This is a genomic window from Embleya scabrispora (genome assembly GCF_002024165.1).
In the GTDB taxonomy this organism is placed as follows: domain Bacteria; phylum Actinomycetota; class Actinomycetes; order Streptomycetales; family Streptomycetaceae; genus Embleya; species Embleya scabrispora_A.
Genome location: NZ_MWQN01000001.1, coordinates 6352928 through 6377951 on the forward strand (window position 1 = coordinate 6352928; position 25024 = coordinate 6377951).

28 protein-coding genes and 3 tRNA genes are annotated in these 25024 nt (G+C 71.3%); 14 read left to right on the forward strand and 17 right to left on the reverse strand.

The window, feature by feature from the left end; all coding sequences use genetic code 11:
* Together B4N89_RS27980 and B4N89_RS52705 are read left to right on the forward strand one after the other, a co-directional pair.
* A complete protein-coding gene (locus B4N89_RS27980) occupies window positions 1-348 on the forward strand; it encodes a hypothetical protein (RefSeq protein WP_078978548.1) in 348 nt (115 codons plus the stop codon).
* Window positions 345-968, forward strand: a complete 624-nt coding sequence (locus tag B4N89_RS52705; RefSeq protein WP_201260919.1) for a collagen-like protein — start codon at window positions 345-347, stop codon at window positions 966-968. The genes B4N89_RS27980 and B4N89_RS52705 overlap by 4 nt, the downstream gene beginning before the upstream one ends.
* Before the next feature lie 57 nt (window positions 969-1025).
* Here B4N89_RS52705 and B4N89_RS27990 read toward each other — a convergent pair whose 3' ends face one another.
* The 9 genes from B4N89_RS27990 to B4N89_RS28020 all read right to left on the reverse strand — a co-directional run bounded on the left by B4N89_RS27990 (window position 1026) and on the right by B4N89_RS28020 (window position 5581).
* Window positions 1026-1271: a hypothetical protein gene (locus B4N89_RS27990; RefSeq protein WP_078978550.1), complete on the reverse strand. Its 246-nt coding sequence runs from the start codon at window positions 1269-1271 to the stop codon at window positions 1026-1028.
* A gap of 66 nt (window positions 1272-1337) precedes the next feature.
* Entirely contained in the window at window positions 1338-1940 is a 603-nt protein-coding gene (locus B4N89_RS27995; protein WP_078978551.1) for a hypothetical protein, read from the reverse strand.
* A 228-nt stretch (window positions 1941-2168) separates the two neighbouring features.
* Complete coding sequence (locus B4N89_RS28000) at window positions 2169-2660, reverse strand: hypothetical protein (protein WP_078978552.1); 492 nt, start codon at window positions 2658-2660, stop codon at window positions 2169-2171.
* Window positions 2657-2896, reverse strand: a complete 240-nt coding sequence (locus B4N89_RS28005; RefSeq protein ID WP_078978553.1) for a hypothetical protein — start codon at window positions 2894-2896, stop codon at window positions 2657-2659. The genes B4N89_RS28000 and B4N89_RS28005 overlap by 4 nt, the downstream gene beginning before the upstream one ends.
* Before the next feature lie 74 nt (window positions 2897-2970).
* Window positions 2971-3300, reverse strand: a complete 330-nt coding sequence (locus B4N89_RS28010; RefSeq protein ID WP_078978554.1) for a hypothetical protein — start codon at window positions 3298-3300, stop codon at window positions 2971-2973.
* Between the two features lie 686 nt (window positions 3301-3986).
* Entirely contained in the window at window positions 3987-4181 is a 195-nt protein-coding gene (locus B4N89_RS49140) for a hypothetical protein (RefSeq protein WP_143658116.1), read from the reverse strand.
* Window positions 4182-4229: 48 nt separating this feature from the next.
* On the reverse strand, window positions 4230-4478 hold the full coding sequence (locus tag B4N89_RS28015; RefSeq protein ID WP_101897196.1) for a hypothetical protein: 249 nt from the start codon (window positions 4476-4478) through the stop codon (window positions 4230-4232).
* Entirely contained in the window at window positions 4471-4629 is a 159-nt protein-coding gene (locus B4N89_RS50020) for a hypothetical protein (RefSeq protein WP_161500841.1), read from the reverse strand. Before B4N89_RS50020 ends, B4N89_RS28015 begins: the two co-directional genes overlap by 8 nt.
* A 205-nt stretch (window positions 4630-4834) precedes the next feature.
* Window positions 4835-5581, reverse strand: a complete 747-nt coding sequence (locus B4N89_RS28020; protein WP_321170727.1) for an HAD family hydrolase — start codon at window positions 5579-5581, stop codon at window positions 4835-4837.
* A 40-nt stretch (window positions 5582-5621) separates the two neighbouring features.
* Between B4N89_RS28020 and B4N89_RS28025 the strand changes: the two genes are divergently transcribed.
* The 4 genes from B4N89_RS28025 to B4N89_RS28040 all read left to right on the forward strand — a co-directional run bounded on the left by B4N89_RS28025 (window position 5622) and on the right by B4N89_RS28040 (window position 8319).
* A complete protein-coding gene (locus tag B4N89_RS28025; protein WP_078978557.1) occupies window positions 5622-6839 on the forward strand; it encodes a helix-turn-helix domain-containing protein in 1218 nt (405 codons plus the stop codon).
* 98 nt (window positions 6840-6937) lie between these two features.
* Window positions 6938-7441 carry a hypothetical protein gene (locus B4N89_RS28030; protein WP_078978558.1) on the forward strand — a complete coding sequence of 168 codons (504 nt, stop codon included), beginning with the start codon at window positions 6938-6940 and terminating at the stop codon, window positions 7439-7441.
* 278 nt (window positions 7442-7719) lie between these two features.
* Entirely contained in the window at window positions 7720-7962 is a 243-nt protein-coding gene (locus B4N89_RS28035) for a hypothetical protein (RefSeq protein WP_078978559.1), read from the forward strand.
* Window positions 7963-8004: 42 nt separating this feature from the next.
* Entirely contained in the window at window positions 8005-8319 is a 315-nt protein-coding gene (locus tag B4N89_RS28040) for a hypothetical protein (RefSeq protein WP_078978560.1), read from the forward strand.
* Window positions 8320-8772: 453 nt separating this feature from the next.
* Here B4N89_RS28040 and B4N89_RS28045 read toward each other — a convergent pair whose 3' ends face one another.
* Window positions 8773-8997, reverse strand: coding sequence for a hypothetical protein (locus B4N89_RS28045; protein WP_078979688.1), 225 nt, complete (start codon window positions 8995-8997; stop codon window positions 8773-8775).
* A 117-nt stretch (window positions 8998-9114) separates the two neighbouring features.
* Between B4N89_RS28045 and B4N89_RS28050 the strand changes: the two genes are divergently transcribed.
* Both B4N89_RS28050 and B4N89_RS28055 read left to right on the forward strand, forming a co-directional pair.
* Window positions 9115-9648: a helix-turn-helix transcriptional regulator gene (locus B4N89_RS28050; RefSeq protein WP_161500842.1), complete on the forward strand. Its 534-nt coding sequence runs from the start codon at window positions 9115-9117 to the stop codon at window positions 9646-9648.
* Between the two features lie 20 nt (window positions 9649-9668).
* Window positions 9669-10898 carry a site-specific integrase gene (locus B4N89_RS28055; RefSeq protein ID WP_078978562.1) on the forward strand — a complete coding sequence of 410 codons (1230 nt, stop codon included), beginning with the start codon at window positions 9669-9671 and terminating at the stop codon, window positions 10896-10898.
* Between the two features lie 97 nt (window positions 10899-10995).
* Here the strand turns inward: B4N89_RS28055 and B4N89_RS28060 are convergent.
* Window positions 10996-11069 (reverse strand) — tRNA-Pro (locus tag B4N89_RS28060).
* 140 nt (window positions 11070-11209) lie between these two features.
* On the opposite strand from B4N89_RS28060, the gene B4N89_RS28065 reads away from it, so the two are divergent.
* The 4 genes from B4N89_RS28065 (at window position 11210) to B4N89_RS28080 (ending at window position 15448) form a co-directional block, all read left to right on the forward strand.
* Complete coding sequence (locus B4N89_RS28065; protein ID WP_078978563.1) at window positions 11210-12157, forward strand: hypothetical protein; 948 nt, start codon at window positions 11210-11212, stop codon at window positions 12155-12157.
* Between the two features lie 118 nt (window positions 12158-12275).
* Window positions 12276-13040, forward strand: coding sequence for a helix-turn-helix domain-containing protein (locus tag B4N89_RS28070; RefSeq protein WP_235618989.1), 765 nt, complete (start codon window positions 12276-12278; stop codon window positions 13038-13040).
* A gap of 83 nt (window positions 13041-13123) precedes the next feature.
* A complete protein-coding gene (locus B4N89_RS28075; RefSeq protein ID WP_078978565.1) occupies window positions 13124-14068 on the forward strand; it encodes a DMT family transporter in 945 nt (314 codons plus the stop codon).
* A 129-nt stretch (window positions 14069-14197) separates the two neighbouring features.
* The gene (locus B4N89_RS28080; RefSeq protein ID WP_078978566.1) at window positions 14198-15448 is read left to right on the forward strand and encodes a M28 family peptidase; all 1251 of its coding nucleotides are present in this window, start codon (window positions 14198-14200) and stop codon (window positions 15446-15448) included.
* Window positions 15449-15629: 181 nt separating this feature from the next.
* Here the strand turns inward: B4N89_RS28080 and B4N89_RS28085 are convergent, their stop codons facing one another.
* From B4N89_RS28085 to B4N89_RS28110, 6 genes are all read right to left on the reverse strand, one after another.
* Window positions 15630-18071 carry an endonuclease/exonuclease/phosphatase family protein gene (locus tag B4N89_RS28085; RefSeq protein WP_078978567.1) on the reverse strand — a complete coding sequence of 814 codons (2442 nt, stop codon included), beginning with the start codon at window positions 18069-18071 and terminating at the stop codon, window positions 15630-15632.
* 357 nt (window positions 18072-18428) lie between these two features.
* Window positions 18429-18499: transfer RNA gene (locus B4N89_RS28090), tRNA-Cys, on the reverse strand.
* A 9-nt stretch (window positions 18500-18508) separates the two neighbouring features.
* Window positions 18509-18579 (reverse strand) — tRNA-Cys (locus B4N89_RS28095).
* A 247-nt stretch (window positions 18580-18826) separates the two neighbouring features.
* On the reverse strand, window positions 18827-19726 hold the full coding sequence (locus B4N89_RS28100) for a glutathione S-transferase C-terminal domain-containing protein (RefSeq protein WP_078978568.1): 900 nt from the start codon (window positions 19724-19726) through the stop codon (window positions 18827-18829).
* Window positions 19723-21693: an FAD/NAD(P)-binding protein gene (locus B4N89_RS28105; RefSeq protein ID WP_078978569.1), complete on the reverse strand. Its 1971-nt coding sequence runs from the start codon at window positions 21691-21693 to the stop codon at window positions 19723-19725. Before B4N89_RS28105 ends, B4N89_RS28100 begins: the two co-directional genes overlap by 4 nt.
* A gap of 421 nt (window positions 21694-22114) precedes the next feature.
* The gene (locus tag B4N89_RS28110) at window positions 22115-22426 is read right to left on the reverse strand and encodes a hypothetical protein (protein ID WP_078978570.1); all 312 of its coding nucleotides are present in this window, start codon (window positions 22424-22426) and stop codon (window positions 22115-22117) included.
* Between the two features lie 862 nt (window positions 22427-23288).
* On the opposite strand from B4N89_RS28110, the gene ssuE reads away from it, so the two are divergent.
* Together ssuE and B4N89_RS28120 are read left to right on the forward strand one after the other, a co-directional pair.
* Complete coding sequence (gene ssuE / locus B4N89_RS28115; protein ID WP_078978571.1) at window positions 23289-23822, forward strand: NADPH-dependent FMN reductase; 534 nt, start codon at window positions 23289-23291, stop codon at window positions 23820-23822.
* Between the two features lie 70 nt (window positions 23823-23892).
* Window positions 23893-25020: an LLM class flavin-dependent oxidoreductase gene (locus B4N89_RS28120; protein WP_078978572.1), complete on the forward strand. Its 1128-nt coding sequence runs from the start codon at window positions 23893-23895 to the stop codon at window positions 25018-25020.
* The last annotated feature ends 4 nt before the right edge of the window (window positions 25021-25024 follow it).

Here is a 25024-nt window from a genome sequence, read left to right on the forward strand (position 1 = left end):
ATGCCCGATGAGCTGACCGTCGGAGAGTTGGGCCGATCGATCGACGCCCTCCGCGGCGAACTCCGCGACGGCATGGCGGCCCTGAACGCCCGCCTGGACCGCATGGTGACCACCGAGGTGTACGCGGCGCAGAGCGCCCATACCGAATGGCGGATGGCCGAACTCGCCCGCGAACTCGAAAAGTTGCGCAACGAGGCGGCGCGCCTCGAGGACGACTTCGAGGCGTACCAGCGGGCCGAGCAGGAACGCCGGGAACGCGACCGGCAGACCCGCCTGTACTCGGCGATCATCCCGATCCTCCTGGGGGTGCTGGCGGTGGCGGCGACGATATGGGCGGCGATCCGATGAGCGAACAGGCCCCCACCACGGGCCGCCGACGCCTTCGCGGCGCCGAATGGCTCGCCGTCGTCACCGTGATCCTCGCCCTCGCCGGCGCGGGATGGCTCGCCGTCCAGGTCGTGCAACTCTCCGCCGAGCTGCGCGACGCCAACCGAGCACGCGACCAACTCGCCACCCAGGTACAGGGAATGGGCGGCACACCCGTCGCCGGACCACCGGGCAGCCGCGGCGACCCGGGCAAATCCGGCGAGCAGGGACCGCCCGGGGAACCCGGACGCGACGGAGCCCCCGGAATCGGCGCCACCGGGCCGCCCGGACCACCCGGACCCTCCGGTCCTCCCGGCTCCCAGGGCGGCGACGGCCGCAACGGCGCCGACGCCACGGGCCCGCCCGGCCCCCCGGGCGCCGACGGCACGACCGGCGCGGCCGGACCCGCCGGCCCCCAGGGCGAACCCGGGCCTCCGGGGCCGGCAGGCGCAGCGGGGGAGCGGGGCGCCTCCGGCCCGCCGGGCCCGGCCTGCCCGAGCGACTACGGCCTCGCGACCCCGACCTGGGACCCGAACGCACTCGTGTGCACCCGCACCGCCCCGACCGGCACCCCCACGACCACCGCCGCACGGCGCAGATAGACAAGGCGGCCCCTCGACACCCGGCCGGGTGTCGAGGGGCCGCCCTTTCTTGCGTACTCAGGTCGGCGAGGTCCCCACCAGACGTGCGGCAACCGCCACGGCCGCGATGCGCGCCACGTCCTCCACCGTGCGCTGCCCCTCGCAGGCATCCCGCAGGAGCCCGGGCGCGCCGGTCGGCACCGATCCGTCCCACGCCTCGACGATCGCCTCCACCAGATCCGTGCGCACGCCGATTCCGTGAGGCCCGTACACGTAGTCGGGGCGCGGAGGCGCGCCGAACGTGTAGTGGAAGAGGCTGCTCATGTCCCCAGATTCGCAGGTGGGATGGGGCCGCGCATCGCGCTTGCGAGTGAACAAGCACGGTCGCGGTCACGACGCGGGCAGAGAGCCCGTCACCACCACGTCTGGGAACGGGCCGCCGAAGCCCGGTTGCATCGCCACCGTGATCCTGAACGCCGAGGCGACCGGGCCCGGAACGACGTAACCCACCGCGCCGGACCCTGTCGACCCGGGCGCGACCGAACCCGCGAACGGCTCCTCGCGAACGTTGCCCAGGTCCGTGTAGTTCGCCTTCCCACCAGACGTGGTCCCGACCATGTCGCGGACGAACACCTTCGACAGGTCGAACGGCGCCTGCCCCGTGTTCGCCACGGCAACGCGAACCATGACCGGACGCGAACCGGCCGGGATGAACTCGGCGTTGACCTGTCCCTCGGGCGTCGAGGCGCGGGCGCCGGTGAACACCGGGACCGGCTGCACGGTCGTGGTGACCTCCAACCCCGGTAGGACGAACGGCTGCCCCAGGCCCACCGGCGAAGCCTGCGCTGCGGGGATCGTCCCCGGCGGTTCCGTCGGCGCGCCCGGAGCCGGCAGGCCGCTCGTCGACGTCTTCGAACCTCCATCCGACGAGCAGGACGCGAGCACGAGCGCGAGCAGCGCCGCGCTGCCTGCGGCGACGGTACGTCTGTACATGAACCCCCCCGGGTCTTCGGTGCGCGCACGCTACCGCCGCTACCTCGAGGACGGGAGGAGGATCATCGAATTGCGACACGCCCGTGGCGCAGTGGTGATCCAGGGCGGGGATCGATCCGGAGCCGCCTGATCCCTTAGTGGAGGAGTACCACCGAACTGGAGTGTGAACGACGAAGCCCCCGCTGCTGCCTTCGGGCTGCGGCGGGGGCGGCTTCGTGCTGTCCGGGGTCAGGCGCTGTGTTCGCGAGGGGCGACCGCGTCCAGGTCCCGGACGGCGGTCTGAGCCCTGCGCAGGTCGGCTTCGACCCGTTCCCGCCATGCCTCGATGCGCTGGCGACGCAGCCGGGCGGGGTCGTCGTTCGGTTCGAGCGGGTGGACCTCGGCGTCGAGGTGTTCGCGGCACACGCGGATGGCGGGTTCGGCCTCGTTGTCGCAGGTGGGGACCCAGCACAGTTCGGCGACGCTGGTGCCCTCGACGGTGTATCGGGCTCCGCCGGTGGTGAAGGTCTCGCCGTCGGCCTCGACGTCGATGTGGGGGTTGGCGTGGTAGTCGGAGAGGGCGAGGTGTCCGGCGAGGGCGATGATCACGGTGGCGCTGATCTCGGCGGTGCCGCCGTCGGTGGTGGGGACGTCGATGCGTCCGCCGGTGGCCGCGCGGGCGAGGTAGCCGGTGCTGTTCGCGGTGATGGCTTCGGTCACGAGGTCGTAGAGCTTGGTCATTGCGGGTCCTCCTGGGGCGTGGTGTGCAGGTCGGTGCGGGCGCCTTGTCCGGGCCGGTTGGCTTTTGCGTCGCGAACGGCTTGGGCGTTGTAGAGGTTCTGGCCGCCACGGCCGGGCTGTCGGCCTACGGGTTTGACGCCCCAGCGGCGGAGGGTGACGCGGGCGGAGTCGGGGTTGCCGGCGCGGATGTGGGCGGCGGCTTGGGCGAGGGTCCACGTCTCGGTAGGTTCGGACATGGTTCGGGCTCCTTCCGAGCCACGCTCGGCCCGCTCCCGGGATGCCGCCCGGGGCGGGCCGTTCGTGTCGTGCGTCAGTTGCGGTTCTCGACCTCGTCCTCGACGCCGTCCTGGGGGTAGGTGGCGGCGAAGGCTTCGCGGATGGCCTGTTCGGCGTTGTCGCTGATGGTGATCCAGGAATAGGTGTCGAGGTCGCTGGGGTTGTCCTCGGCCAAGTCCGGCCGGATGGGGCGCTTGGAGATGATCGTCGCGCCCTCGCCGTCGATCGCGATGATGTCCGCGAGGAAGCTGTGGATCGCGTCGTGTGCTTCGCGGTCGCTGCCGACGTATTTGCGCATGTCGTCGAGGAGGTCGTAGGGGTGGATGGTGCGGCCGGTGCGGTGGCTCGCGATTTCGGTGGTCATTGGAGGCTCCTTCTCCGTGTGGGCTTCGGGTGGTCCGTCGGCCTCACATCCCTAACCTTGCTACACAGTGAAGCAAAGTTCAAGGGCTTCCCGCCGATTCACCCGAACGGGTGAGTTCGGCGATCCACTGCACACCCGTCGGGACGACCCGATACGGTCTACATACCGGCACCGCTTCGGCGGGATCGGTAACCTGCTCCCCGCATCTGCGGGGATGGCCCTGATTACAGGGGCGCCAGGCACTGCTCCCCATGCATATGGGGATGGCCCGGATTCGATGGGCAAGCTGCATTGCTCCCCGAGCACTCGGGGATGACCCTGATTGCAGGGGTGCCCGACCTTGTTCCCCGCGCATGCGGGGATGCGAAGCCCCACCGCCTCACGGTGGTGAGGCTTTTGTGCTGTCCACACCCGGCCCGGTTGTCCACAGGCCGGCCGCCGCCCACCCGCCCGGGTCCCGCCTCCCGCCACGCTCTCCCCACGGGCCGCCCGGCCCACGGAGGAGGCGTCGTGTGGGATCTGGTGTGCGCGCTGGTCGGCGCGGCGGGCTCGGTGGCGGCGGCCTGGGTGGCTACTCGCCCTCGGCCTGTCGTGTCTGGTGGTCGGCGAGCGGTGTGCTGTCGTGGGTGTCGTGCATCCGTGCGACGCTACCCGCCGGTCCGACACTGCCCGGGTCGGTGCGGCCTTCAGCGAATGCTGTACTCGTAGTACAACCTGCCGTCGCCGGGGTTCTCGCCAGGCTCGTAGTGGTGCACCTGGTCGTCGGTGGCGTCCGCCTGATGGAGGTAGACGCCGCCGATCCCCTCGTGCTCGGCGACGGTCAGTTCGACCTCCCCGCCGTCGAGCGGCCCACCCACCAGTATTCGCGTCGTATCAGCCATGCATCCAGGCTGCCGGCCGCTGCTGCGGCCGGCCATACCCCCGGTGCGTCACCGACCGGCGCGCCAGGGGCCGCCGGTCTCGCCGTCGGGCGGGTCGACGGGGCCGTTGCGCATCCAGCCGGTGCCGCGGCAGTGCGGGCACCGGGTGCCTGTCCACATCGTGATGACGGGACGGCCCGCAGGGACCGGCGTGTTGGGGTTCGGGTCGCCGGGTTTGTACATGCGGCCCGCGGTGTCGAGGCCGCTGCCTTGGCAGCCGTTGCACCTGATCGCCTCGGTACCGGGTTCGTCAGCCATCGATCCAGCCTCGTCCCTTGCACTTGGGGCACTTGACCTCGACTTCTTCAGTCTCGGTCACGGTGGTGCCGTCGGGCTTCTTCTTGTCCCTTCGGACCTGGGTGAAGATGACGCCCGCGTTGTCGCACTGTGGGCATACCTGCTGTGGCATCTCGCTCCTTCTCGAGGCTGGACTCCACCATGCCACGCCCTGCGGGTGTCGGGTGGCCGGTGCATCTGGTCGGGTCCGGACATGCGCCCGCCCCGCCTCCAGCGGCCCTGGAGACTGGGCGGATGCGTTGTACATGGCATCGTCGCCCGGGTGATCGGTAGCCGACGCACTCGGGTGGAGCACGCGCCGGGGGGTGCGCCGGGCTCTACCCACATACGAGTTCGACGACCGCCGCCGTGTCGGACAGGTCGTCGAGCACGTGGTCCGCATGCGAAAGCGCGCCCCTGTCACTCGCTCCGGTTGCAACCGCAATCACTCTGGCGCCGCCCTGGAGGCCAGCGTCGATGTCGGCGGGGGTGTCCCCGATGATCAAAGTGTTCGCCTCGTCGAACGCTGTGCCGTAGCGCACCTCGGCGAGGCGGCGGGCGGCACGCACCAACTCGGGCCGCTCTGTGTGGTCGTCGCCGTAGGCACCGAGGCTGAAGTCGATGCGCTCGTCCAGTCCGAACATCTCCAGCTTGATGCGGCTGACGGAGCGCGGGTTGCCGCTCACGACGGTCTGCACGACGCCGTCCTCTTTGTGCAGGGCGGCGAGGATCGATGCCGCCCCGGGCAGTGCGTGTCCACGCTCGCGCATCTCGGCGGCACGGGCGCGGTAGCCGTCGGCCAGGGCAGTGGCGAAGTCGCCGAAATCGAAGGCATCCGGGTCGAGATCGTGGAGACGTGCCGTGTCGGCGAAGATGACCTGCTCGGTGCGCCCGTGCACGCTCGCTTGTTCGCGCATGCTCACGCCGGTGACGTGTCGGAACGCATCGGCGAACACCTGTCGGCCGACGCCTCCAGTGTCGATCAGGGTGTGGTCGATGTCCCACAGGACGAGGCGGTGGCGTGCCATGGTCACTCTCCGGTGTGTATCGGGCGGTCCGGCCAGCGTTGCATGGTCTGCCCGCATACCGTGGGGACAAGTGCCAATTGCGAGACGAGGACCGGCGATGAGCCACAACTCTCCGACGGACATCCCCATCGGGGAACGCGTGCGCTTCTACCGCACCCGGCGGGGTAGAACCCAGGCCGCAATCGCGGGCCTCGTCGGCATTGCCGAGGACTACCTGTCGCAGATCGAGCGCGGCCTCAAGACGCCGACGATCGCCGTACTCCACGCTCTGGCGCAGGAGTTGGGGGTGCCGACCTCGGCCCTGCTGGGAGAACCGCAACGGGTGCAGGAAGATCGGGTTCGAGCCGGCCTCGACGCGGTGGAGCGGGCGCTGATGGGTCTCGGCTCGTCAGCGGACGACTCGCAGCCCGACCTGTCGGTGCTGAGAGATCGCGTCGAGGCTGCGTGGCGCACGTACCAGTCGTCGCCGACCCGATTCTCCGACACCGGACTGCTCTTGCCGACACTGATCACGGACACCGATCATGCCCTGCGGTCCTGGAGGGCCCCGGGCGAGATGCGGCAGTGCCGCGATGCGCACCGGATCGCCGCCGATCTCTATGCCCTGTTGCGCACCTACTGCAAGCGGACCGGCCGCATGGACCTTTCGCTGCTCGCTGCGGATCGTGCCCGCCGTTCGGCGCAGGAAGCCGACGATCCGTTGCGTATCGCGGCATCCGACTGGAACCTCGGACATGTGCTGCTTTCGGACGGGGAGCCGGAGGGAGCCGAACTCGTGGCTCGGAAGGCCGCATCGGAACTGTGCGATTGGCAGTCGACGCCCGATCTGGCGGCGCTGTACGGATCCCTGCACTTGGTCGTCGCCGTGGCACTCGCTCGCCGCCGCCGCTGGTCCGATGCCCGCAAGGTTCTGCGCGACCACGCCGACCCAGCGGCTTGCGTCGCGGGTGAGGGCAACGTGCAGTGGACGGTGTTCGGGCCGGCGAACGTCCTGCTGCATCGGGTCTCCATCGCCATGGAGGCAGGTGAGACCGGAGATGCCCTGCGTATCGCCAACGGTGTCGATCCCTACGCGATGCCCTCCGTCGAACGGCAGGCCACGCACCTGCTGGAATTGACCCGCTGCTACGAGCAGCGGCGCGAGGACCCGGCGGTACTCCTGCACCTGAAAGAGGCTGAGCGAGTAGCGCCCGAGGATGTCCACAACAGTCTCCTGGTCCGCGAACTGGTGCGGGGGTTGAGGCAACGAGCACGACCCTCCTACTCGCGCGAGGTCGCGGCGCTCGCGGCGCGCATGGGCATGCTCGCCAACTGACCGCCGAACTACGGGAGTACCCGAGCCCACAGCTCGGGTACCTGCCGTCTGTCGCCCCTATCGTGCCTACGTCGGAAGGCAACCGAAGGGAACCGATCGTGGAAGACGAGCAGGTCACCGAGTGGTTTGCCCAGGTCGGCACCTCTCCTGGCGTCGGCGGAATCGTGAGCCAGCTGCATGGGCCTGCGGTTCGGGTTGTCTCGGTCGGCCCCCTGTTCGATGTCGTGGTTGTCGCCACCGACCTCGGACAAGAGGCGTGCTCACTCCTCAAGGCCGCGAATGACCTCGGCCCCGTCGTCGGTACCGAGTTGGGCAGGCTCTCGTTCCTGATTGCACCCCGCGGTCGAGATCGTTGGACGGAACTCGTCGCCGATTCCGGCCTCTCGGCCGTTGCCCAGGCGCGGTACCTGTCCGCAGGTACCTACCTGTGGCTGCCCACCCCAGTCCCACCACCAGCTCCGTGGAAGCCCATGGCCTGGTGGGTCGAGCATCCTCGGATGGTCGACGGCGCGGTGCGGCTCACGGATGGTGCACATCTGTGCGCGGCCATCGGCGTCGCCGTGCATACGCTGGCTGCCAGCGCGCTGCCCGGAAGCGGTTGATGACCCGACTCACCCGTCCCGGCGGCTGACGGGCCGCCTTCCCGCCGCTGCGGTACGGGACCGCACGCGGCATCCGGCCCGGCCCGCGCCTCCCACCGCGCAGCCGGGCCGGAACCCCGGCGGGCCGACCGCACCGTTCGACGGGCGGCCCTCGGCCCGGCGGTGTGGCAGCGCTGCCGGGCCCCCGACTCCCGCCCGGCCGTAGCCAACCCCCGACGGCGGCCGGGCGGGACACCACATGCAGCACCGCAAACCCACAACCCATCGCCGGAGCCATCGTGACCGAGACGTTCGTGCGCCTCACCGCGGCCGTTGCCGCGCACCGGCGCCTGCACGCGACCTGTCCGGACCCGATATCGGCCGCGCAGACGCCTCGCGATCGCTGTCGTGCCGCCGCGGCCGAGGTGCGGACCGCCGTCGCCAACGCCGCCCGCGACCGCGTGCCCGTCGAGGCCATCGCACGAGCCACGGGATTCTCACCGCGCTACATCGACCTGATCCTCGACCGCGATCGGGACTGATACCCACCCATGCCCCGCCACACCGATCGAGATGGAGAAGCCATGCCCGAACCCGGCCGGACACTGCTCGACTTCGAGTACGGGAACGACCTGCTCGTTGCCCGCTACACGTGGCCCGGTCAGGGCCCCGACGACGCCTATGAGTTCCGGACGTTCACGGTTTCGGTCGCGGAGGTGCCGCAGTTGATCGCGATCCTCCTCGCCCGCGTCGACCAGAACCTGCGCGCCGACATCCTGCGGGACGAGGTGCGCAAGGACCGTGGCGTTCGCATTCAGCGCGCCGAGTCCATGGGGCAGCGGCTCGACCCGGACAATCCGCTCACCGCGTCCATCCTCGCCATGGGGGACGGAGACTGACATCCCTTCGGAGAGCGCCTCCCGAGGCGGTTACGGAGCGAAGTCGGTTGGTCGAACGATCTTTCGGGCTCACGTGTCGACCGGCTAGGAATGGAACACGGCATTCCGGATGCGCCGCGGCTTCGCCGGGTGCGCGGGCCCCAGTCTCGAGCGTGCCGAACGGCTTTCTTTTCGAAATGCCGAAAACCTGAATCTGCCGATTCGGGACATAATCTCACCGAAACAATCGAACGTGCTTGCTACTCTCCTCAATCCGGCGCGCGCGCGATAGAACGGATGATCAATTCGTCGACGTCGATCCGCGTCGACGGACGCGCCGGCACCCCATGAGCGCGTCGAGGGTGCTCCCGTCGGTGAGCCGCCGCTATGGGGACGCCCTCGGCGCTTATCCGCCCGACCGCATCGGAAGTTGCGGTCGGGCGGAGCCGTCTCGGACCGTCGTCCGCCCACGGCCTACGCCTTCTCCAGAAGCGCGATCAGCGAGGCCGTGACGACGCGTTGCGAGGTTCCCAGGGTCAGGACACGCACCGGGAACGTGCCGCGCCTGATGAGTTCGTAGGCGTGAGAGCCGGAAATCCCGAGGGCTCGTGCGCCCTGGCTCACGGCGACGGTGGCCGGCCACTCGCGCACGTCCGCGAGGGTGGGCCGAGTCGGGGCCGGGGACGCGGTGTTCGGCATGACGGCTACTCCAGGGGTGCGGTTCTACGGCCGAATCACACGCTCCGCGATGTCCCACCGGTTGTCAATCCACATCTCCCATGTCATTCTCATCCTGACATCACGAGAGGTTGGATTGTGAAGATCGAGCACCTGATCGGCCGAAACGTGCGTCGCATCCGCGAGGCGCGCGGTCTCTCCCAGGCCGACCTCGGACGCGCCGTGGAGGACCAACTGGGCCACGCCTGGAGTCGCCAGGCCGTGTCGGCGGCCGAGAAGGGCCGCCGATCGTTCGCCGCGTCCGACCTCCTCGCGCTGTCGCGCGTGTTGGAATCGACGATCCCGGACCTGCTTCTGCCGGTGGAACGGTGGGCGGAGTCCGCGATCGAACTCGGGGACGGCGTACACGTCGCGGTCGCGGAGTATCGCGACCGCGTCCTGCGCCACGGCGACGAGCGGGGGGCCTCCCGGGCCGTGACCCGGGCCGACGTCCGGGAACTCGCGACCACCGTGGTCCGCCTCAAGCAGCAACTGGACGCGGTGCACGCCACCGCCGCGGGCCTGGAGGCCGATGTCTCGGCCGCCGTCGGGACCGCGGACCCCGTCTCGGATCCACGCGCGCACGACCACGCCGACCGCCTCGAGGGCGGGGCGGGCGGCTCGGACATCTGAGCGTTCGGGACTGGAGTGCAGTGGCGGCAGCGGATCCGACCATCAAGAAGATCAAACTGAAGAACGGCAAGGTGCGATACCGGTTCGTCATCGACATCGGCAAGAAGAAAGAGGACGGCAAGCGCAATCAGCTCACCGTCACGCGGGATACGCTCACGGAGGCGAAGAACGAGCGGGCCCGCATCATCCACGAGCAGGCACGGGGCACGTTCGTCGCGCCCAACAAGATGACCGTGGACGAACTCCTCGACGCGTGGCTGGAATCCGCGACCCGCGGCCTGGAGGAGGGGACCCGCTCGAACTACACGAGCGCGGTTCTGCCCGTGCGGACCCGCCTCGGTCACAAGCAGATCCAGCAGCTGACGGAGTCGGACGTCGAGAAGTTCGTCGACTGGATGATCTCCAGCGGACGGCGGCGCGGGGGCAAGCCGGGTACCGGGCTGAGCGTGCGCGCGGTCGAGCTGACCCTCGGACGGCTGAGGTCGGCCCTGACGTTCGCGAGGCGCCGCTTCTGGGTCGTGTCCAACGTCGCCCAGTACGTGGTTATCACGCGCGAGGCCCGGCAGCAGGCCGCGGCGCTCACGCGCGACGACCCGCCGTGGGACGAGACGGAGGTGCGGACGTTCATCGGGGCCATCGAGCATCGCCGGTTGTACGGCGCCATGATGTTGACGCTGATCGCCGAACGGCCCGCCGAGGTGTGCGGGGTCCGGTGGGAGCACGTCGACCTGGCGGCCGGGACCGTCAAGGTCGCCAGGACCCGGACCATCGTCTACGACCGCGCCCTCGCGAGGGGCGAGCGGAACAAGGTCGTGGAGAAGGAACCGAAGTCCCGGGCCGGGTCCCGGACGTTGCCGTTGCCGTCGCCCGTCGTCCAGGGTCTGAAGACGTTCCGCGCGATCCAGGCCCGGGAGAAGCTGGCCGCCGGCGAGGCGTACAACGCGAGCGGTTACGTCCTGGTCGACGAACTCGGCAACCCGATGAAGACGGACATGCTCCGCCGCAGGGCGTACAGGTTCATGGAACTGGCCGGCGTGCGTCGGGTGCGGTTGTACCTCGCCCGTCACGCGATCCTGTCCTGGATGGCGAACAACGGCGTCCCGGACACGGTGGTCTCGGCCTGGGCCGGCCACACGGACCTGGGCTTCACGAAGCGGACCTACGTGCACCCGGATCCGCAGAGCCTGAAGGCGGGATCCGACAAACTCACCGAACTGCTGAGCCTGGAGAGGCCCGAAACCGGGATGTGAGAAATTGTGAGACGAAACAGGCCCACCAACCGGTCAGGGCCCTGCCTCACCGAAGTGAAACAGGGCTCTGACCTGCGCGTGACCGCGTCAAACACCGTCGGGACGACAGGATTTGAACCTGCGACCCCTTGACCCCCAGTCAAGTGCGCTACCAAGCTGCGCCACGTCCCGGTGTTCGGTTGGCCGAACACGGAAACCATATCGCACTTGAGGGGTGGTCCGCCACGTGGTTGTTCGGTGGTGTCGGGGGTCGGGGTGGGGGAGCGGTCCGGGAAGATCTTCGGGTGGCTTATCCGGTGAATGTCGATGTCGTGCCCCTCGAGACCTATCCCGATCTGGATGAACTCCAGCGGCTCGGGGTCGGGGCGTTGCTGAGTGATGGGCTCGATGCCGTGGAGGGGTTCGAGGAGGCGGATGGGGTCGGGGTGGATCTGGTGGACCATCGGGTCGCGCCTCGGTCGGATGGGGCCGGGGTGTTGTTGTCGGTGGACGCGCCGACACTGGAGGCGGCCGAGCGGACGGCTCGGCAGATCGTGCTCGCGGTGTTGGAGGCCAGCGTGTTGCTCGCGGATTGGCGGGTGGTGCGTAGCGAGGTGCAGTTGCACGACGAACTCGTGTACGAGAGTTTGCTGGCCGCCGAGGGGCCGGACGCGCCGGCGGAGGATCCGACCATGCGGGCGCGGCGGCCGATGCCGGAGGAGCGGCTGCGGATCGAGCGGCAGGCGGCGGGGGTGCGGGCGTTCGGGCTCGACGCGTTCGGGTGTGAGCCCGACACCGCGCAGCCCGACGTGCCGGAGGAGAAGGCCCGGCTCGCGGCGGGCGCCGTGGCCGCCTCCGTCGGGGTTTTGATCGACCTCCTCTTCACCGACCTCGTCAATCTCCGCGAGGAGGACGGCGCCTCGTTCTTCGTCCTCGACGCGTTGCCGCTGACCGAGGAGGGGTTCGTCCGGCGCTTCGTGGTGGCCGCGGTCACCGTCACCGGGCGGCTCGCCGGCAGCGAGTGGGCGCCGCCCGGCTGCTTCGCCGAGGAGATGGCGCTGCGGTTGCTGGTGGATCAGGCGGCGTCGCTGCTGGAGCGGCACGGGCTGTACGACGACGACGTCGAGGCCGCCTTCGTGACCTTCAGCGACGCGGCCTCCGACGACCCCGAGAGCGTCGAGCCGCGCCTGTCGGACCCCGGCCCGGAGGAGTGGTTCGACCCCATCGTGCCCGGGCGGGCCGTACACGGATATCTGAGAGCGAACCGACATGAGTGGTGAGCCCGACCCCGGGGCACGACGCGCGGGCCGAGGCGGCGGCGACGCCCTCGGCCCCGCCGCCGTGGACCGCGCCGTGTGGACCCGCGTACACGGCGTCCAGGACGCGCCCCTCGACCTGATGACCGCCCGCTTCCGGCGGCACCGCTACGCCCCGCACGCGCACGAGGAGTACGCGATCGGCGTCTGCGTCGAGGGCATCGAGCAGATCAACTACCGAGGCGCCGTACACCGCTCCGGCCCCGGCGCGGTGGTCGTCGCCGAGCCGGGCGAGACGCACACCGGCGGGCCGGGCATCCCCGAGGGGTACGCCTACCGGGTCTTCTACCCCTCCACCACCCTGGTCGGCGAGGACCTGCCCGGCCCCGCGCCGCACTTCCCGTCGCTGATCGTCGCCGACCCGGCGCTCGCCGCCGAGATGGTCGCCGTACACGTGCACCTGACCGCCGGCGGGGACGCCTTCGAGGGCGAGTCCCGGCTCGTGGAGGTGCTGCGCGCCCTCGTCGGCCGACACGCGGTCCGCGAGCAGGCGCGCCGCCGCACCTCGCCGGACGCCGCCCGGGTGGCCCGCGCCGTCCGGGAGCGGCTGGCCGACCAGCTCGTCGAGCCGCCGTCGCTGAGCGAGCTGGCGGCCGGGATCGGCCTGTCCCGCTACCAGACCCTGCGCGCCTTCCGCGACGTGGCGGGCCTGCCCCCGTACGCCTGGCTCGCCCAGCACCGCGTCGCCCGCGCCCAGGAGCTCCTGGCCCGCGGGATGACGCCCGCCGGGGCCGCCTTGGCCGTCGGCTTCGCGGACCAGGCGCATTTGGGCCGGTGGTTTCGCCGCGTACTCGGCGTCACGCCCGCCGGCTACCGCAGCAGCGTGCTGCGCGACAGCGTGCTGTAGCACGCCGTGCAACAACGTTCTAGACCGATCGGCCCCGCGTGGTCGATCATCCTCTTCGATCCAGAGATTGAGGGGACACGGCCGTGAGTCGTCGTGGAGCGTTGTTGTTCGCGTGCATGTGCGTGATCTGGGGGATCCCATACCTGCTGATCAAGGTCGCGGTGGACGAGGTGTCGCCGGGCGTGCTGGTGTTCGCGCGTACCGGGATCGGCGCCCTGCTGCTGTTGCCGTTCGCGCTGCGCGGCGGGGGGATGCGCGGGCTGGCGCCGTACAAGTGGCCGCTGCTCGTCTTCGCGGTGACCGAGTTCGTCGGGCCGTGGTGGCTGCTCTCGGACGCCGAGCGGCGGCTGTCCAGCTCGACCACCGGGCTGCTGATCGCGTCCGTGCCGATCTTCGGGGCGGTACTGGTCTACCTGACCGGCGGCACCGAGCGGATGGGACCGGTGCGGTGGGCCGGGCTCGCGATCGGGTTCGGCGGGGTCGCGGTACTGGCCGGGCCGACGCTGGGCGGCGGCGACCCGTGGGCGGCGGTCGAGGTATTGGCCACGGCCCTGTGCTACGCGGGCGCGGCGCTGGTGGCCGAGCGCCGGCTCAAGGATGTGCCGAGCCTGCCGATGACCGTGGTGTGCCTCGGCTTCACCGCACTGGTGTACACCCCGCTCGCCGCCGTGCAGTGGCCGGCGCACGCGCCGGGCGGCAAGGCGCTCGCCGCGATCGGCGTACTGGCCCTGGTGTGCACGGCGATCGCGATGGTGATCTTCTTCGAACTGGTCCGCGAGGTCGGCGCGGCCCGCGCCACGGTCATCACGTACGTCAACCCGGCGGTCGCGGTGGCGGCCGGCGTGCTGATCCTGGACGAGACGTTCACCCTCGCGATCGGCGCCTCGTTCGTCCTGATCCTGGGCGGAGCGGTACTGGCCACCCGCAAGAACGCCGCGCCCGCCGACGCGGACACCAAGGGGATCGAGGCGGCCGAGGCGACCGACGACCTGCCCGGGGCCAAGGACGCCTCGACGCGGAGCAGTTGACCCCGGGCCGGGTGGAGGGCGCCGGCGGCCGGGACCGCACCCGCAGCCGCCCACCCCCACCACAACCCATCGACGACAAACGCCCGTTCCCCTCGGACGCCGCCCGCCCCCGCGTGGCATCGTGGCGGGATGACGAGCCATGGGGGAACCGATCCGCACCCGAGCGGCACCGGCCGTAAGCACCGCTCACGCCGGCCCACGGAAGCCGAACTGCGCGCCGTGATCGAGCCGTTGGCCGAGATCGAACGGCTGCCCACCTCGGCCGGCGAGCGGGAGGCCGCGCACCGGATAGCCGATCTGCTGCGCACGCTGGGCGCGACCGACGCCGCGGTCGAGGAGGAGCCGGCGTACACCTCCTACGCCCGCCCGATCGGCACCCTCACCGCCCTGGCCACCGCCGCCGGCCTGCTCGCCGGCCGCTCCCGCCTCGCCGCAACGGCGGTCGCGGCCGCGGCGACCCTGGGCATCGCCGACGACATCTCCTACCGCCACCAATACGCCCGCCGAGCCCTCGGCGGTCGCCGGCGCAGCGCCCACAACGTGGTTGCCTCCGTCGGTGACCCGGACGCGCCACGCACCCTCGTGGTGACCGCCCACCACGACGCGGCGCCCACCGGCGCGGTGTTCGACGAACGAGCCGCACGCTGGTTCGCCACCCGCTACCCGCACCTGATCGACCGGGTGAGCGAGAACCCGCCGCTGTGGTGGCCGGTCGTCGCCGGCCCCGCCCTGATCGCGCTCGGCGCGGCCACCGGCGCCAAGAGCCTGCGCCGCGCCGGCATCGGCCTCGCCGCCCTGTCCACCGCCGCGTTCACCCAGATCGGCCGCAGCCGCGCGGTCCCCGGCGCCAACGACAACCTGTCGGGGGTGGCCGTACTGGTCGCCCTCGCCCGCACACTGCGCGCCGAACCCGTCAACGGCGTAAGGGTGTTGCTCGTCTCCGCCGGCGCCGAAGAGGCCCTGCAGGAGGGCATCCGCGGCTTCGCCCGCCGACACTTCCCCGACCTCGACCGCGAACGCACCTGGTTCCTGAACGTCGATACCGTCGGCTCCGGAAACCTCGTACTCCTCGAAGCCGAGGGCCCGTTGCGCATGGAGCCCTACGACGTCCCGTTCAACAACCTGCTCTCCGAGTGCGCCACCCGCAACGACATCAAGGTCCTGACCGGCCTGCGCTCGCGCAGCTCCACCGACGGCGTGGTGCCCAACCGGCACGGCTACCCCACCGCGACGCTCGTCTCCATCGACGACCAGAAGCTGATCCCGCACTACCACCTGCACACCGACCTGCCCGAACACGTCGACTACGACTGCGTCGCCGACGCCTGCGCCCTGGCCGAAGCCGCCGCCCGGGCGCTGGCACCGCAGCCAACCGAATAGGCCGACGCCCGACCCGCGCCCGCGCCCGACCCCCGCCCACACCCGCAAACGACCCACACCCGCGCCCACACCCGCACCCGCAGCCGATCCCTACCCACTCCCGCAAAACGCCTCGCGCCCGATGCCGAAACCACCGACACCGGGCGCGAGTCGACGCACCATCACCTCGAAGCAGTTCCGGCTACGAACGCTCGAACAGCTCCTCCCACAACCGCTCCAGCCGGTCCAGGAAGTCGTTGCCCGTACTGGGATGCACGCGCAGCACCTGCGGATCGTGATCGCTCGCCTGGTCCGCGAACGCCGCGTTCACGTGCACGATGTCGTACTCGAATCGGGTGAGCCGAGGGCTGGTCAGAATGTGGTCGAGCATCTGGCTGTTGCCGTTGAACACATACCCCCACCGCTCGTTCGCCGGCAGCGTGTCGACCATCGTGCGCAGCGCCCCGCCGTCCGTGAGCGTCTTCAACGTCGGGGAGAACGCGAAGTCGTTCAGGTCGCCGAGCAGTACCAGGTTCGCCCGCGGGTCGGAGCGGAGCAGTTCGTCCACGAAGGCGCGCAGCACCTTCGCCTGCGCCACCCGCTGCACCTCGGAACCGCGCGTCGGCGGCTGGAATCGGCTGTCCAGCGCCTGGTCGCCGCCCTTGGAGGCGAAGTGGTTCGCGATCACGAACACGGTCTTGCCGCGGAAGCGGAATTCGCCCGCGAGCGGCTTGCGGCTGTTGTCCCACGCCGCGTCCGTCGGGGCCACCCGGCCCGGGGACTGGGTCAGTTGGGTGCGCCCGAGCCAGTCCTTGCGCACACCCACCGCGCTGGTCGAGCCGCCGCCGGGACGGTCCACGAACTCCACGCGCGTAGCGTCGAAGAGGAACGCCGTGCGGATGTTCCCGCCCGGCTGGCCGCCGTCCTTGCCGTCGACCGGCTCGATCGAACGCCACGAATAGGCGGGCCCGCCCGCGGCGCTGATCGCCGCGACCAACTGGTCCAGGGTCTGATTCGCGGCCACCACACCGTCGTTGGTGGGCCCGCTGTTGTCCTGGATCTCCTCCAGGGCCACCACGTCGGGCGTCGACAGGTTGGTGACGATGCCCTTCGCGAGGCGGTCGAACTTCGCCTGCGGGTCCTTGGGGGAGAGGTTCTCCACGTTGTAGGTGGCGACCGCGAGTTCGGAGTTCTTCTGATCCCGCGTGGTCTCCGGCGTCAACGCGCCCTTGGTGACCTTGCCCAGGGTCGTCGCGGCCAGCGTGTACCCGCCGAACTGGTCGTAGGTGAACGGGCCCGTGGTCTCGCCGGTGAGCGTGTCGCCGACGTTCGCCTGCGGGAACGGCTCCTGGGCGAACGGGATCAGCGAGGAGACCTTGATCCGACCGCTGTTCTGCGCGTCGTAGCCGGCGTACAGCGTGCCGCCCTGCGCGGTCGGGTTCTGCGTCGGCTCGACGGTGACCCACAACTCGCCGTGCGAGTTGCTCGGGCCGACCACACGCGAGTCGGCTACGCGCGTCAATTGGCCTTCGAGCGACTCGTACAGGTCCAACGCGTACTTCGTCGGCTCCAGCGGCAGCGCCTCGATCGACGGCGCCCCGACGGGCACGTACGCGTCCGGCACGGTGGCCGCGTCGAGCAGCACGGGGGCGGGCAGCGCCTGACCGGAGGCGTCGATTACCCAGGTGGCGTCGGCGAGTTGGGTCAACGACTGGCCGCCGATGTCCGCGCCCCCCGGATAGAACTCGTCGACCCGACCGGTCACCTTCACCGCGTCGCCGACCGCGACCTTCGGCGTCACCGAACCGGTGAACACGAACAGCCCCTCGGACGTGCGCGGATCGTCGTCCGCCAGGGTGTCCTGGAACCAAAAGCCGCGCGCGGTACCGAAACCGCGGATGCCGGTGACCACACCGGGCACGCTCGTCACCCGCGCGCCCTTCTTCGGCGACACCCGCGTGGTGCCCTGGATGTCGTGGATCCGCGCACTGGTCGGCTCCGGCTCGCCGCCGCCCGGGTCGGTCGGACCCTGCCCACGCGCGTTGAGCGGCGTCGGCGCGCCCGCCGCGAAGTCGGCGCCGTTGTCGTCGGTGTCCGCGAGCGCCGAAGTGCGGGCCACCGAGGTGGAGTTCGTGGTGGCCGCCGCCGGGGTGCCCTCGCGGACCACCGCGTCGCCGTAGCCGACGACGTCCACGACCCGCCCGTCCGCGAGGCAGTCCGCGGCGGTCAGGCAGGTGAGCGCGGCGGTGCCGCGGACCAGGGCGACGGTGCCGGTGGTGCCGGACATGTTGATCGCGCCCGCGGCGTCCGGAGCGGGCAGCGCGACGGTGCCGCCCGCGCCCTTGGCCTCGCCGATCAGGTACCGGCCGCCCGGCGCCACCGAGCCGGTCAGGGCGGTGACCTGCCAGGCCGAGGTCGGCTTGGGCGCGGCCGGGAGGTATTGCACGCTCCAACCGTCGACCGCGACCGCGGCCGAACCCTTGTTGGCCAACTCGACGAAGTCGTTGGTCAGGGTCGCGCCGCTGTTGCCGCCACCGCCGTACACTTCGGCGAGCAGTACGTCCACGGCCGGCGCCGCGACGGCCGGAGCGGGCGCGACGACGAGCGCGGTGCCGGCGAGGGCGCCGGCCACGGTCGTGGCCACGACACCGATCCGGCGCCGCGATACCGACGCGGATCGTCGTCGAGACGATTGCTGACGGAATGTCACCCAGAGCCTCCGAAATGTGAAAGGGACAGGTTCGGGACATTCTCCGGACTCCGGGTGAACGGCGTCCATCGTTTGGGCGGCCCAAAGGGAGCCAAGGTTCACCCGGCGTCCGAATCTTTTCCGCCCGACCCCTTCGGGCCCGTCGGCCTTCACACAACGACGCGCCACGCGCCACGCAGCGCGCACAACGCAGCGCGCACATGCACCACGCACCACGCACCGCACCGCAGCGCCCGGCCCGTCGCAGCCGGCACGCATGGACATCTACGCGACGCCCGCGCGCCGCTTCGGAGATGGAGGCGGGATTCGAACCCGCGTACACGGTTTTGCGGACCGCTGCCTTGCCTCTCGGCCACTCCATCGGGACTACGAGGTGGAGACGGGATTCGAACCCGCGTGAACGGCTTTGCAGGCCGCTGCCTAACCTCTCGGCCACTCCACCAGGCCTTTGTGCTCAACCTTTGCCGCCGCCTCGGCCCGGGCGATCCGATGGGCCTCCGCACCGGATCGCCCGGCCCTACGGGGCTGCGCCGCCGGCCCCCTCCGTCCGGCCACGCACCCTCGAACCGGTCCCGCACCTCGGGATCCCCGTTACGCACGCGTCCCGACGTGCGCACATCCCACAGGACCGACACCGACCCGACCGAAGCCGGACCGGCGAACTCCGCGAACCTCGCGGGTCGTCCGGCTCACCCCAACGCGGCCCGATCCTGCGCCGACGCCCACTGCGCGGCGGTCGGCGACGCCGGCGATTCGGGGAATCGCCGCTGCCGGCTCTCCGCCAGCACCGCGAGATCCGTGGTCTCCCGGAACTCCGGCCGGCTGTACAGGTCACGCGCGTACGCCCACAGGTGCGGGTAGTCGACCAGCGTGCGCCCGTCCTCGGCGATCGCCGCCCGGTACGTCTCCGTGAAGCGCACCAGCTTCACCCAGAACCGGACGTCCGAGATGGTCAGCCGATCCCCGAACAGGTAGCGCTTGTCGGCCAGATGCGCGTCCGAGCGCTCCAGGGTATGGATCGTCTCACCCTCCTCCGACGTCCACAGTCCGCCCTTGCGCGCGGCGGTGGCGAAGTCGGTGTCGGTGATGTCGATCGCCTCGCGCAGATCCTCCGGGTACAGGTCCACGGCCTGTTCGCCGACCAACTCCGGGAAGGCGACGGCGAGATCGTTCGGGATGGCGTCGTAGGCGTTGGACACGATCCGCTGCGTCTGCCGATCCCACAGCGTCGGCACCGAGATGTGTCCCGCGTACCCGGGCACGGTCGCTTCGTACGCCTCCCGCAGCAGGGTGAACCCGTTCACCGGATCCGGGCCGAACCGCTCCCGGAACGCCCAGCCGCGGGCGTCGCGTTCCTCGTCCACGTACGACGCGCCGACGATCCCGGTGAGACCGCGCGCATGTCGTACGATCGCGACGATGTGCGCCCACGGGCAACCGTGCGCCAGGTACACGTGATATCGCCCGGCCTCCGCCGGAAACTCGGCGTCACCGATCGCTCCGACGAACGGATACTCCGGGTTCGTCACGCCGTACGGTCCGTAGCGGTCGAGATCGACGGGGCTCGCATAACCGAGTTGTATGGTCACTGACTTGCTCCTGTCACGAGTTCCAACCGATCGCCGCTCGGCTCACCGGTCCGCCTCCCGACCCGTGTCCCGGTCCGGTCGGCGGCGCCGTCGACCGCCCGATCCACCGTCGGATCGGCGGTCCGTACATGCTCCAATACGCCTCGGGCCAACGCGTCGTTGACCCGGAACGACGGTGCGTCGAAGCGCGGCCGGGAAAACCCCGCGCTCCCGGCACCGCCCGCCACGCCGTGCCCCACCGCGAACCGGTCCGGATGTACCGCGCCCCGCGCGTCGACCAACCTGCGGTCGCCGACCCGGGTCGCCAGTCGGCCCGTCGGATCCGCCGCCGCGTCGCCGCGCGCGGCCAGCCGGCGCAGCAGCGCGTCCCGGGTGCGGGCGAGCGAGGGCTCGGGCAACCGGGCCTCCACGAGCGCCCGGGTCCGTATTCGCGCCGTCGGCACGGTCGGACTCGACGCCCACCACGCACCCGCCTCCTCGTCGGCGGTGATCGTCACATCCTCGCCCAGGAAACGCACCACGCCGGCCCTGGCCAGCGCCGACATCTCCTCCAGGCGCGGCCCCGGCGGTCCACTGGCCAGGTAGCTGAAGAAGCCGAGAAGCCTGGGCACTTGCGCCAAGGACTGTGCACCGCCGTCGCCGCCGTCCTGGAGCCGCAGCAGTACCCCGTACACGCTCAACAACGCGTGTATCACCGCCAGATCCTGGCTGTACGCGGGATCGTGCCGCCGGGCCAGATCGCCCTCGATGTGCGCGAACATCCAGTCCTGCAAGGCGGCTTCATCGGCGAACCGCCGCCCCTGTATCGGCCGATCCAACCGCTCCGGGTCGAACCGGTCGGCCGGATCCGGCACCGCCCGGGCGACCACCTCGTCCGGATCGTCCGCCGCCGCGAACTCCGCGTCGAACTCCGCCCACTCCATCGTGGTCCGCTCGCCGTGCGCGGTGAACAGCCGGTGGTAGTGCGCGCCGGCCAACTCCCGGAGGATCAACGGCCACAGGTCCGTCGCCTCCCGCGCCGCGGCCACGGTGAAGTGGCGGGGGAGCGGCGGCCGTTCGCCCGCCCAGGCGTAGCCGGTCTTGGACCGGTACGGCACCCCGCGCCGCGACGCCGCCAGCAACAGCGGCTCGCGCCCCGACGGCCGATAGCGCAATACGCCCTCCGCGTCGCGCTCGAACGTACCGCCGCGTCCGTGGCTGAGCCGCACCATCAGATCGACGAACGCCAATCCGATCCCGCGAACCAACACCGGCTCGCCCGGGCGCAGCGCGTCCAGGTCGAGGTCGGCGGTGTACCCCGTCGGGATGTAGGCCAGCCCGTGCCGGCGGGCGAACCTGATCTGCTCGCGCTCGTCGGGCGAGGGTTCGACGTCCAGGTGGCCCTGGGCCAGGATCACCGCGTCCACCTGGAGCGGCGGCCTGCGCCCGGCCAGGTGCACCCGCTGTCGACGCGGTCCGTCGGTGACGTCCACCACCACCGTCTGGTGCACCAACACCCGTACGTTCGCCGGCGCACCCGCCACCGACGCCCGAAAGAACCAGGCCAGATAGGCGCTCAGCAACGGTCGGGACGGAAACGACGTCGGTGTGCACTCGGCCAACTCACGGGCGAACGGCGCCAGATCGTCCGAACCGCCACCCTCGCTCAGCTCCCGGGCACGCGCCGCGGCCCACTCGGCAAGCGAGGGTCCCGGCCGGATCGCCCCCGCGATCGTGGATGCCTCGTCGGTGAACAACGTGATGTCGGCGGCCAACGAATTGGCCCACAGCAGCGGCGACTGGGCCCGCCGCCACACCCGGCCCGCACCCGGCGGGTAGGGGTCGACGACGTGTATGTGCAGCGGGCGGTCGCCGAGGAGTTCGGGAACGTTGGCCAACAGGCGTTCGAGCACGGACGCACCGCCCGGACCGGCGCCGACGATGCAGACGGCGACGGGGCGGAAACGGCCGGACGGATGGTCGGGCATGGCTCTCCCCTCGTGGGGCACAGCAGGAGTACCCGAACCGGCGCGCGCGGACATCCGGACTGCGGGACACCACGCGGCAGCGGTTCGATCGGGTGGGAATCGGGTGAGAGGGGCCTTGCGCCACAAGGCCGGGTGCGCAAACCCGGGCGGGAGCTCAGGAGTCCTCGGGGCGGCACCGCGGATGGCGGCGCACGGTCAGACCGAGGAGCGCGGCGGCGAGGTCAGCCGCGCGGACGACACAGCCCGCCGGCCACACGACACAGGTCGATGGGGCGGCACGACACGAGGAAGAGGTCGGGGCTCACGACGTCGACGCTACGGAGCCGTCCGACGAGTTGTCAACGTCGAACGGCCCCGATCGGCCGGCCGCCGCGCCTGGAGCGCTCACGAAATGCCTTGAGGGCAGCGCAAGTTCGGGTTCCTAGAATATGTAGTCGTAGATGCGGAACACGGTCAGCGTCGCCAACTTGGCGGCGCACCCGAAGGTGTGCCGCGCCCTGATGTGCCAGTCGAGCGCCATCATCTTCAGGACCAGCATCAGGCCCAGGAATCCGCTGAGGGCCTCCGGGTCGAACACCACGACGATCCCCGCCGCCACCAGCACCGTGAGCACGATCCCGCACAGCGAGTCCCGGACGACCTCGGTCCACCGCACCGGCCCCGACGCCCACTCCTTCTTCCGGCCGAACGAGAGCGTGATGTGATCCGAGGTGGAGCATCTTTCCCTGTCCACAGAGCGAACCTTTCGCCTATGACGCCCGGTTTGGCCATGCCCGAGGGAACCACGAGCCGCTTGGCTCCCACTTCGGATCGGATGGGTCCGCAGCCCCGCAGCCCCGCAGCCCCGCAGCCCCGCAGCCCCGCAGCCCCGCAGCCCCGCGGCCCACAGCCCGGCGGCCCACAGCCCCCGAGTCCGCAGCCCCGCAGGCAACCGCGTCGCAGCCCACCGCCCCCGCCCGCCCACCCGACGAATGCCCGATGCCGACCACCCCGGCCGGCTTCGGACAATTGACCGAGCACCGCCCGGCGGGTTAGGTTCCGGACCATCTCGCCGTGGCACTCCGCCACGGCCCAGCGAGGGGATCCCGGTGGCGCACCACGCGCGACGCAGCGACGGGGCGGTCAGGTCCGCCGCCGGTTGGCTGCTGTCCGCCCGCCTCCACATCGACCTCGGGCGCGTCACCAGCGCCGCCTGTTGTCGCTGACCGCAGCAGGGGTACGAGCACGCGGCCGAAGCCGCGCGGCCGGCGCCCGATCGTCCCGGATCGGCACACCCGACCGACTCGTCACACGCCACCGCCGCCACGCCCGGCCCGCCGTCGAGGCGCACGGGTAGACCCGCCACGGCCCGCTTCGGCGGCCCGAAAAGCGGCGAATACCCCAACCCCGGACGGCCATAGCGGGCAAGTCGCCCCCGGGTACGGACGGCCGCCGGTCACCCCGCACCCCGGCCGACCGCCGCGCACCCCATCCGCCTCCTCGACACACCCGCGCCGCCCCGGGGCGCACGACCCGACGCCCCCGGACCAAAACGCCGCCGATCCGTACCCCCGCCCCCAACCCCACCCCAGAACCACCCGAACCGAGGTAATCCCATGGCAACCGTCCTGACCGTATGGGGCAGCCCCTCCGCGACCTCCCGCACCGGCGCCGTCGCCCGCCACGTCGCCGCCCGGCTGGCCGCCGACGGGCACGACGTGTCCACCCTCGCCGTGCGCGACCTGCCCGCCCAGGCCCTCCTGCACGCCGACTTCGCCGACCCCGACCTGCGCGCGGCCCTGGCCCGGGTCGCCGACGCCGACGCCCTCGTCATCGCCAGCCCCGTCTACAAGGCCGCCTACAGCGGCGTCCTCAAGACGTTCCTCGACGTGCTCCCCCAATTCGCCCTGCGCGGCAAGGAGATCCTTCCGGTCCTCACCGGCGGCACCCCCGCACACGTCCTGGCCCTCGACTACGCGCTGCGCCCGGTGCTGACCTCGCTCGGCGCCGACCACGTCGCGCAGGGCTGGTTCGTGCACGAACGCTTCGTCACCGCCGCCGGCGGGATACAGACCGAGGGCGTGGCGCCGCTGGAGGAACTCGCCGACGCGTTCTCCGCCCGGCTGCGCCGCCCCGCCGCCGTCGCCTGATCCGCGCCGCTCGGCGCCCCGCCCCGCCGACCGGCCCGGTCAGACCCACCCCTCACCCCAGGGAGTTCGCATGACCACCGGCCACCCCCACCTCGGCGTCGCCCTCGACGGCGCGGGCCGTCACCCCGCCGCGTGGCGCTCGCCACACGCCCGCCCGGCCGACCTGTTCGACCCGAACTACTGGGTCGCGCTCGCCCGCACCGCCGAACGCGGCCTCCTCGACTTCATCCGCCTCGACGACTCGCTCGGCCCGCCGTCCGCCCGCCTCCCCGGCCGGCTCGACGCGGTCTCGGTGGCCGCCCGCGTGGCGCCGACGACCGCGTCCATCGGCCTGATCCCGGCCGCCACCACCACCCACACCGAACCGTTCCACGTCTCCACCGCCATCGCCACCCTCGACCATGTCGGCCGCGGCCGGGCCGGCTGGTGGCCCAAGGTGTCGCGCACCGCCGCCGAAGCCCGCCACTTCGGCCGCAAGCCGGTCGCCCCCGACGGCGAACTCATCGACGAGCAAGGAGAGTTCACCGACGTCGTCGGTCGACTGTGGGACAGCTGGGAGGACGACGCGGTCATCCGCGACGTCGCCACCAGCCGTTTCCTGGACCGGGAGAAGTTGCACTACGTCGACTTCGAGGGCACCTACTTCGACGTCCGCGGCCCCTCCATCACCCCCCGCCCGCCCCAGGGCCGGCCGGTGGTCGGGATCAGCGTCGACGGGCCGGACACGCTGGAGATCGCGGCCCGGTTCGCCGACGTGCTGTTCATCGACGCCTCCGGCCCGGACGAGGCCCGACGACTGCGCGAACGCGCCCACGCGATCGCCGAGGGCAACGACCGCGACCCCGCCGAGCTGCGCGTGCTCGCCGACATCACCGTGCACCTGGCCGAGAGCGAACCCCAGGCCCGCCGGCAACGCGCCCTGCTGGACGCGCGCTCGGACGTCCCCGTGCCCGACGGACTCGCCTTCGTCGGCACCGCCGCCGTCCTCGCCGACCGCATCGCCGCCTGGTACACGGGCAACGCCGTCGACGGATTCACACTCGTCCCCGGCGTGCTGCCGTACGACCTGGACCGGATCGTCGAGGACCTGGTCCCGATCCTGCGCGAACACGGCCTCGCCCGCACCGCCTACACCGCCGACACCCTGCGCGGCCACCTGGACCTGCCGCGTCCGGCCAACCGCTACGCCCACACCTGAGGAG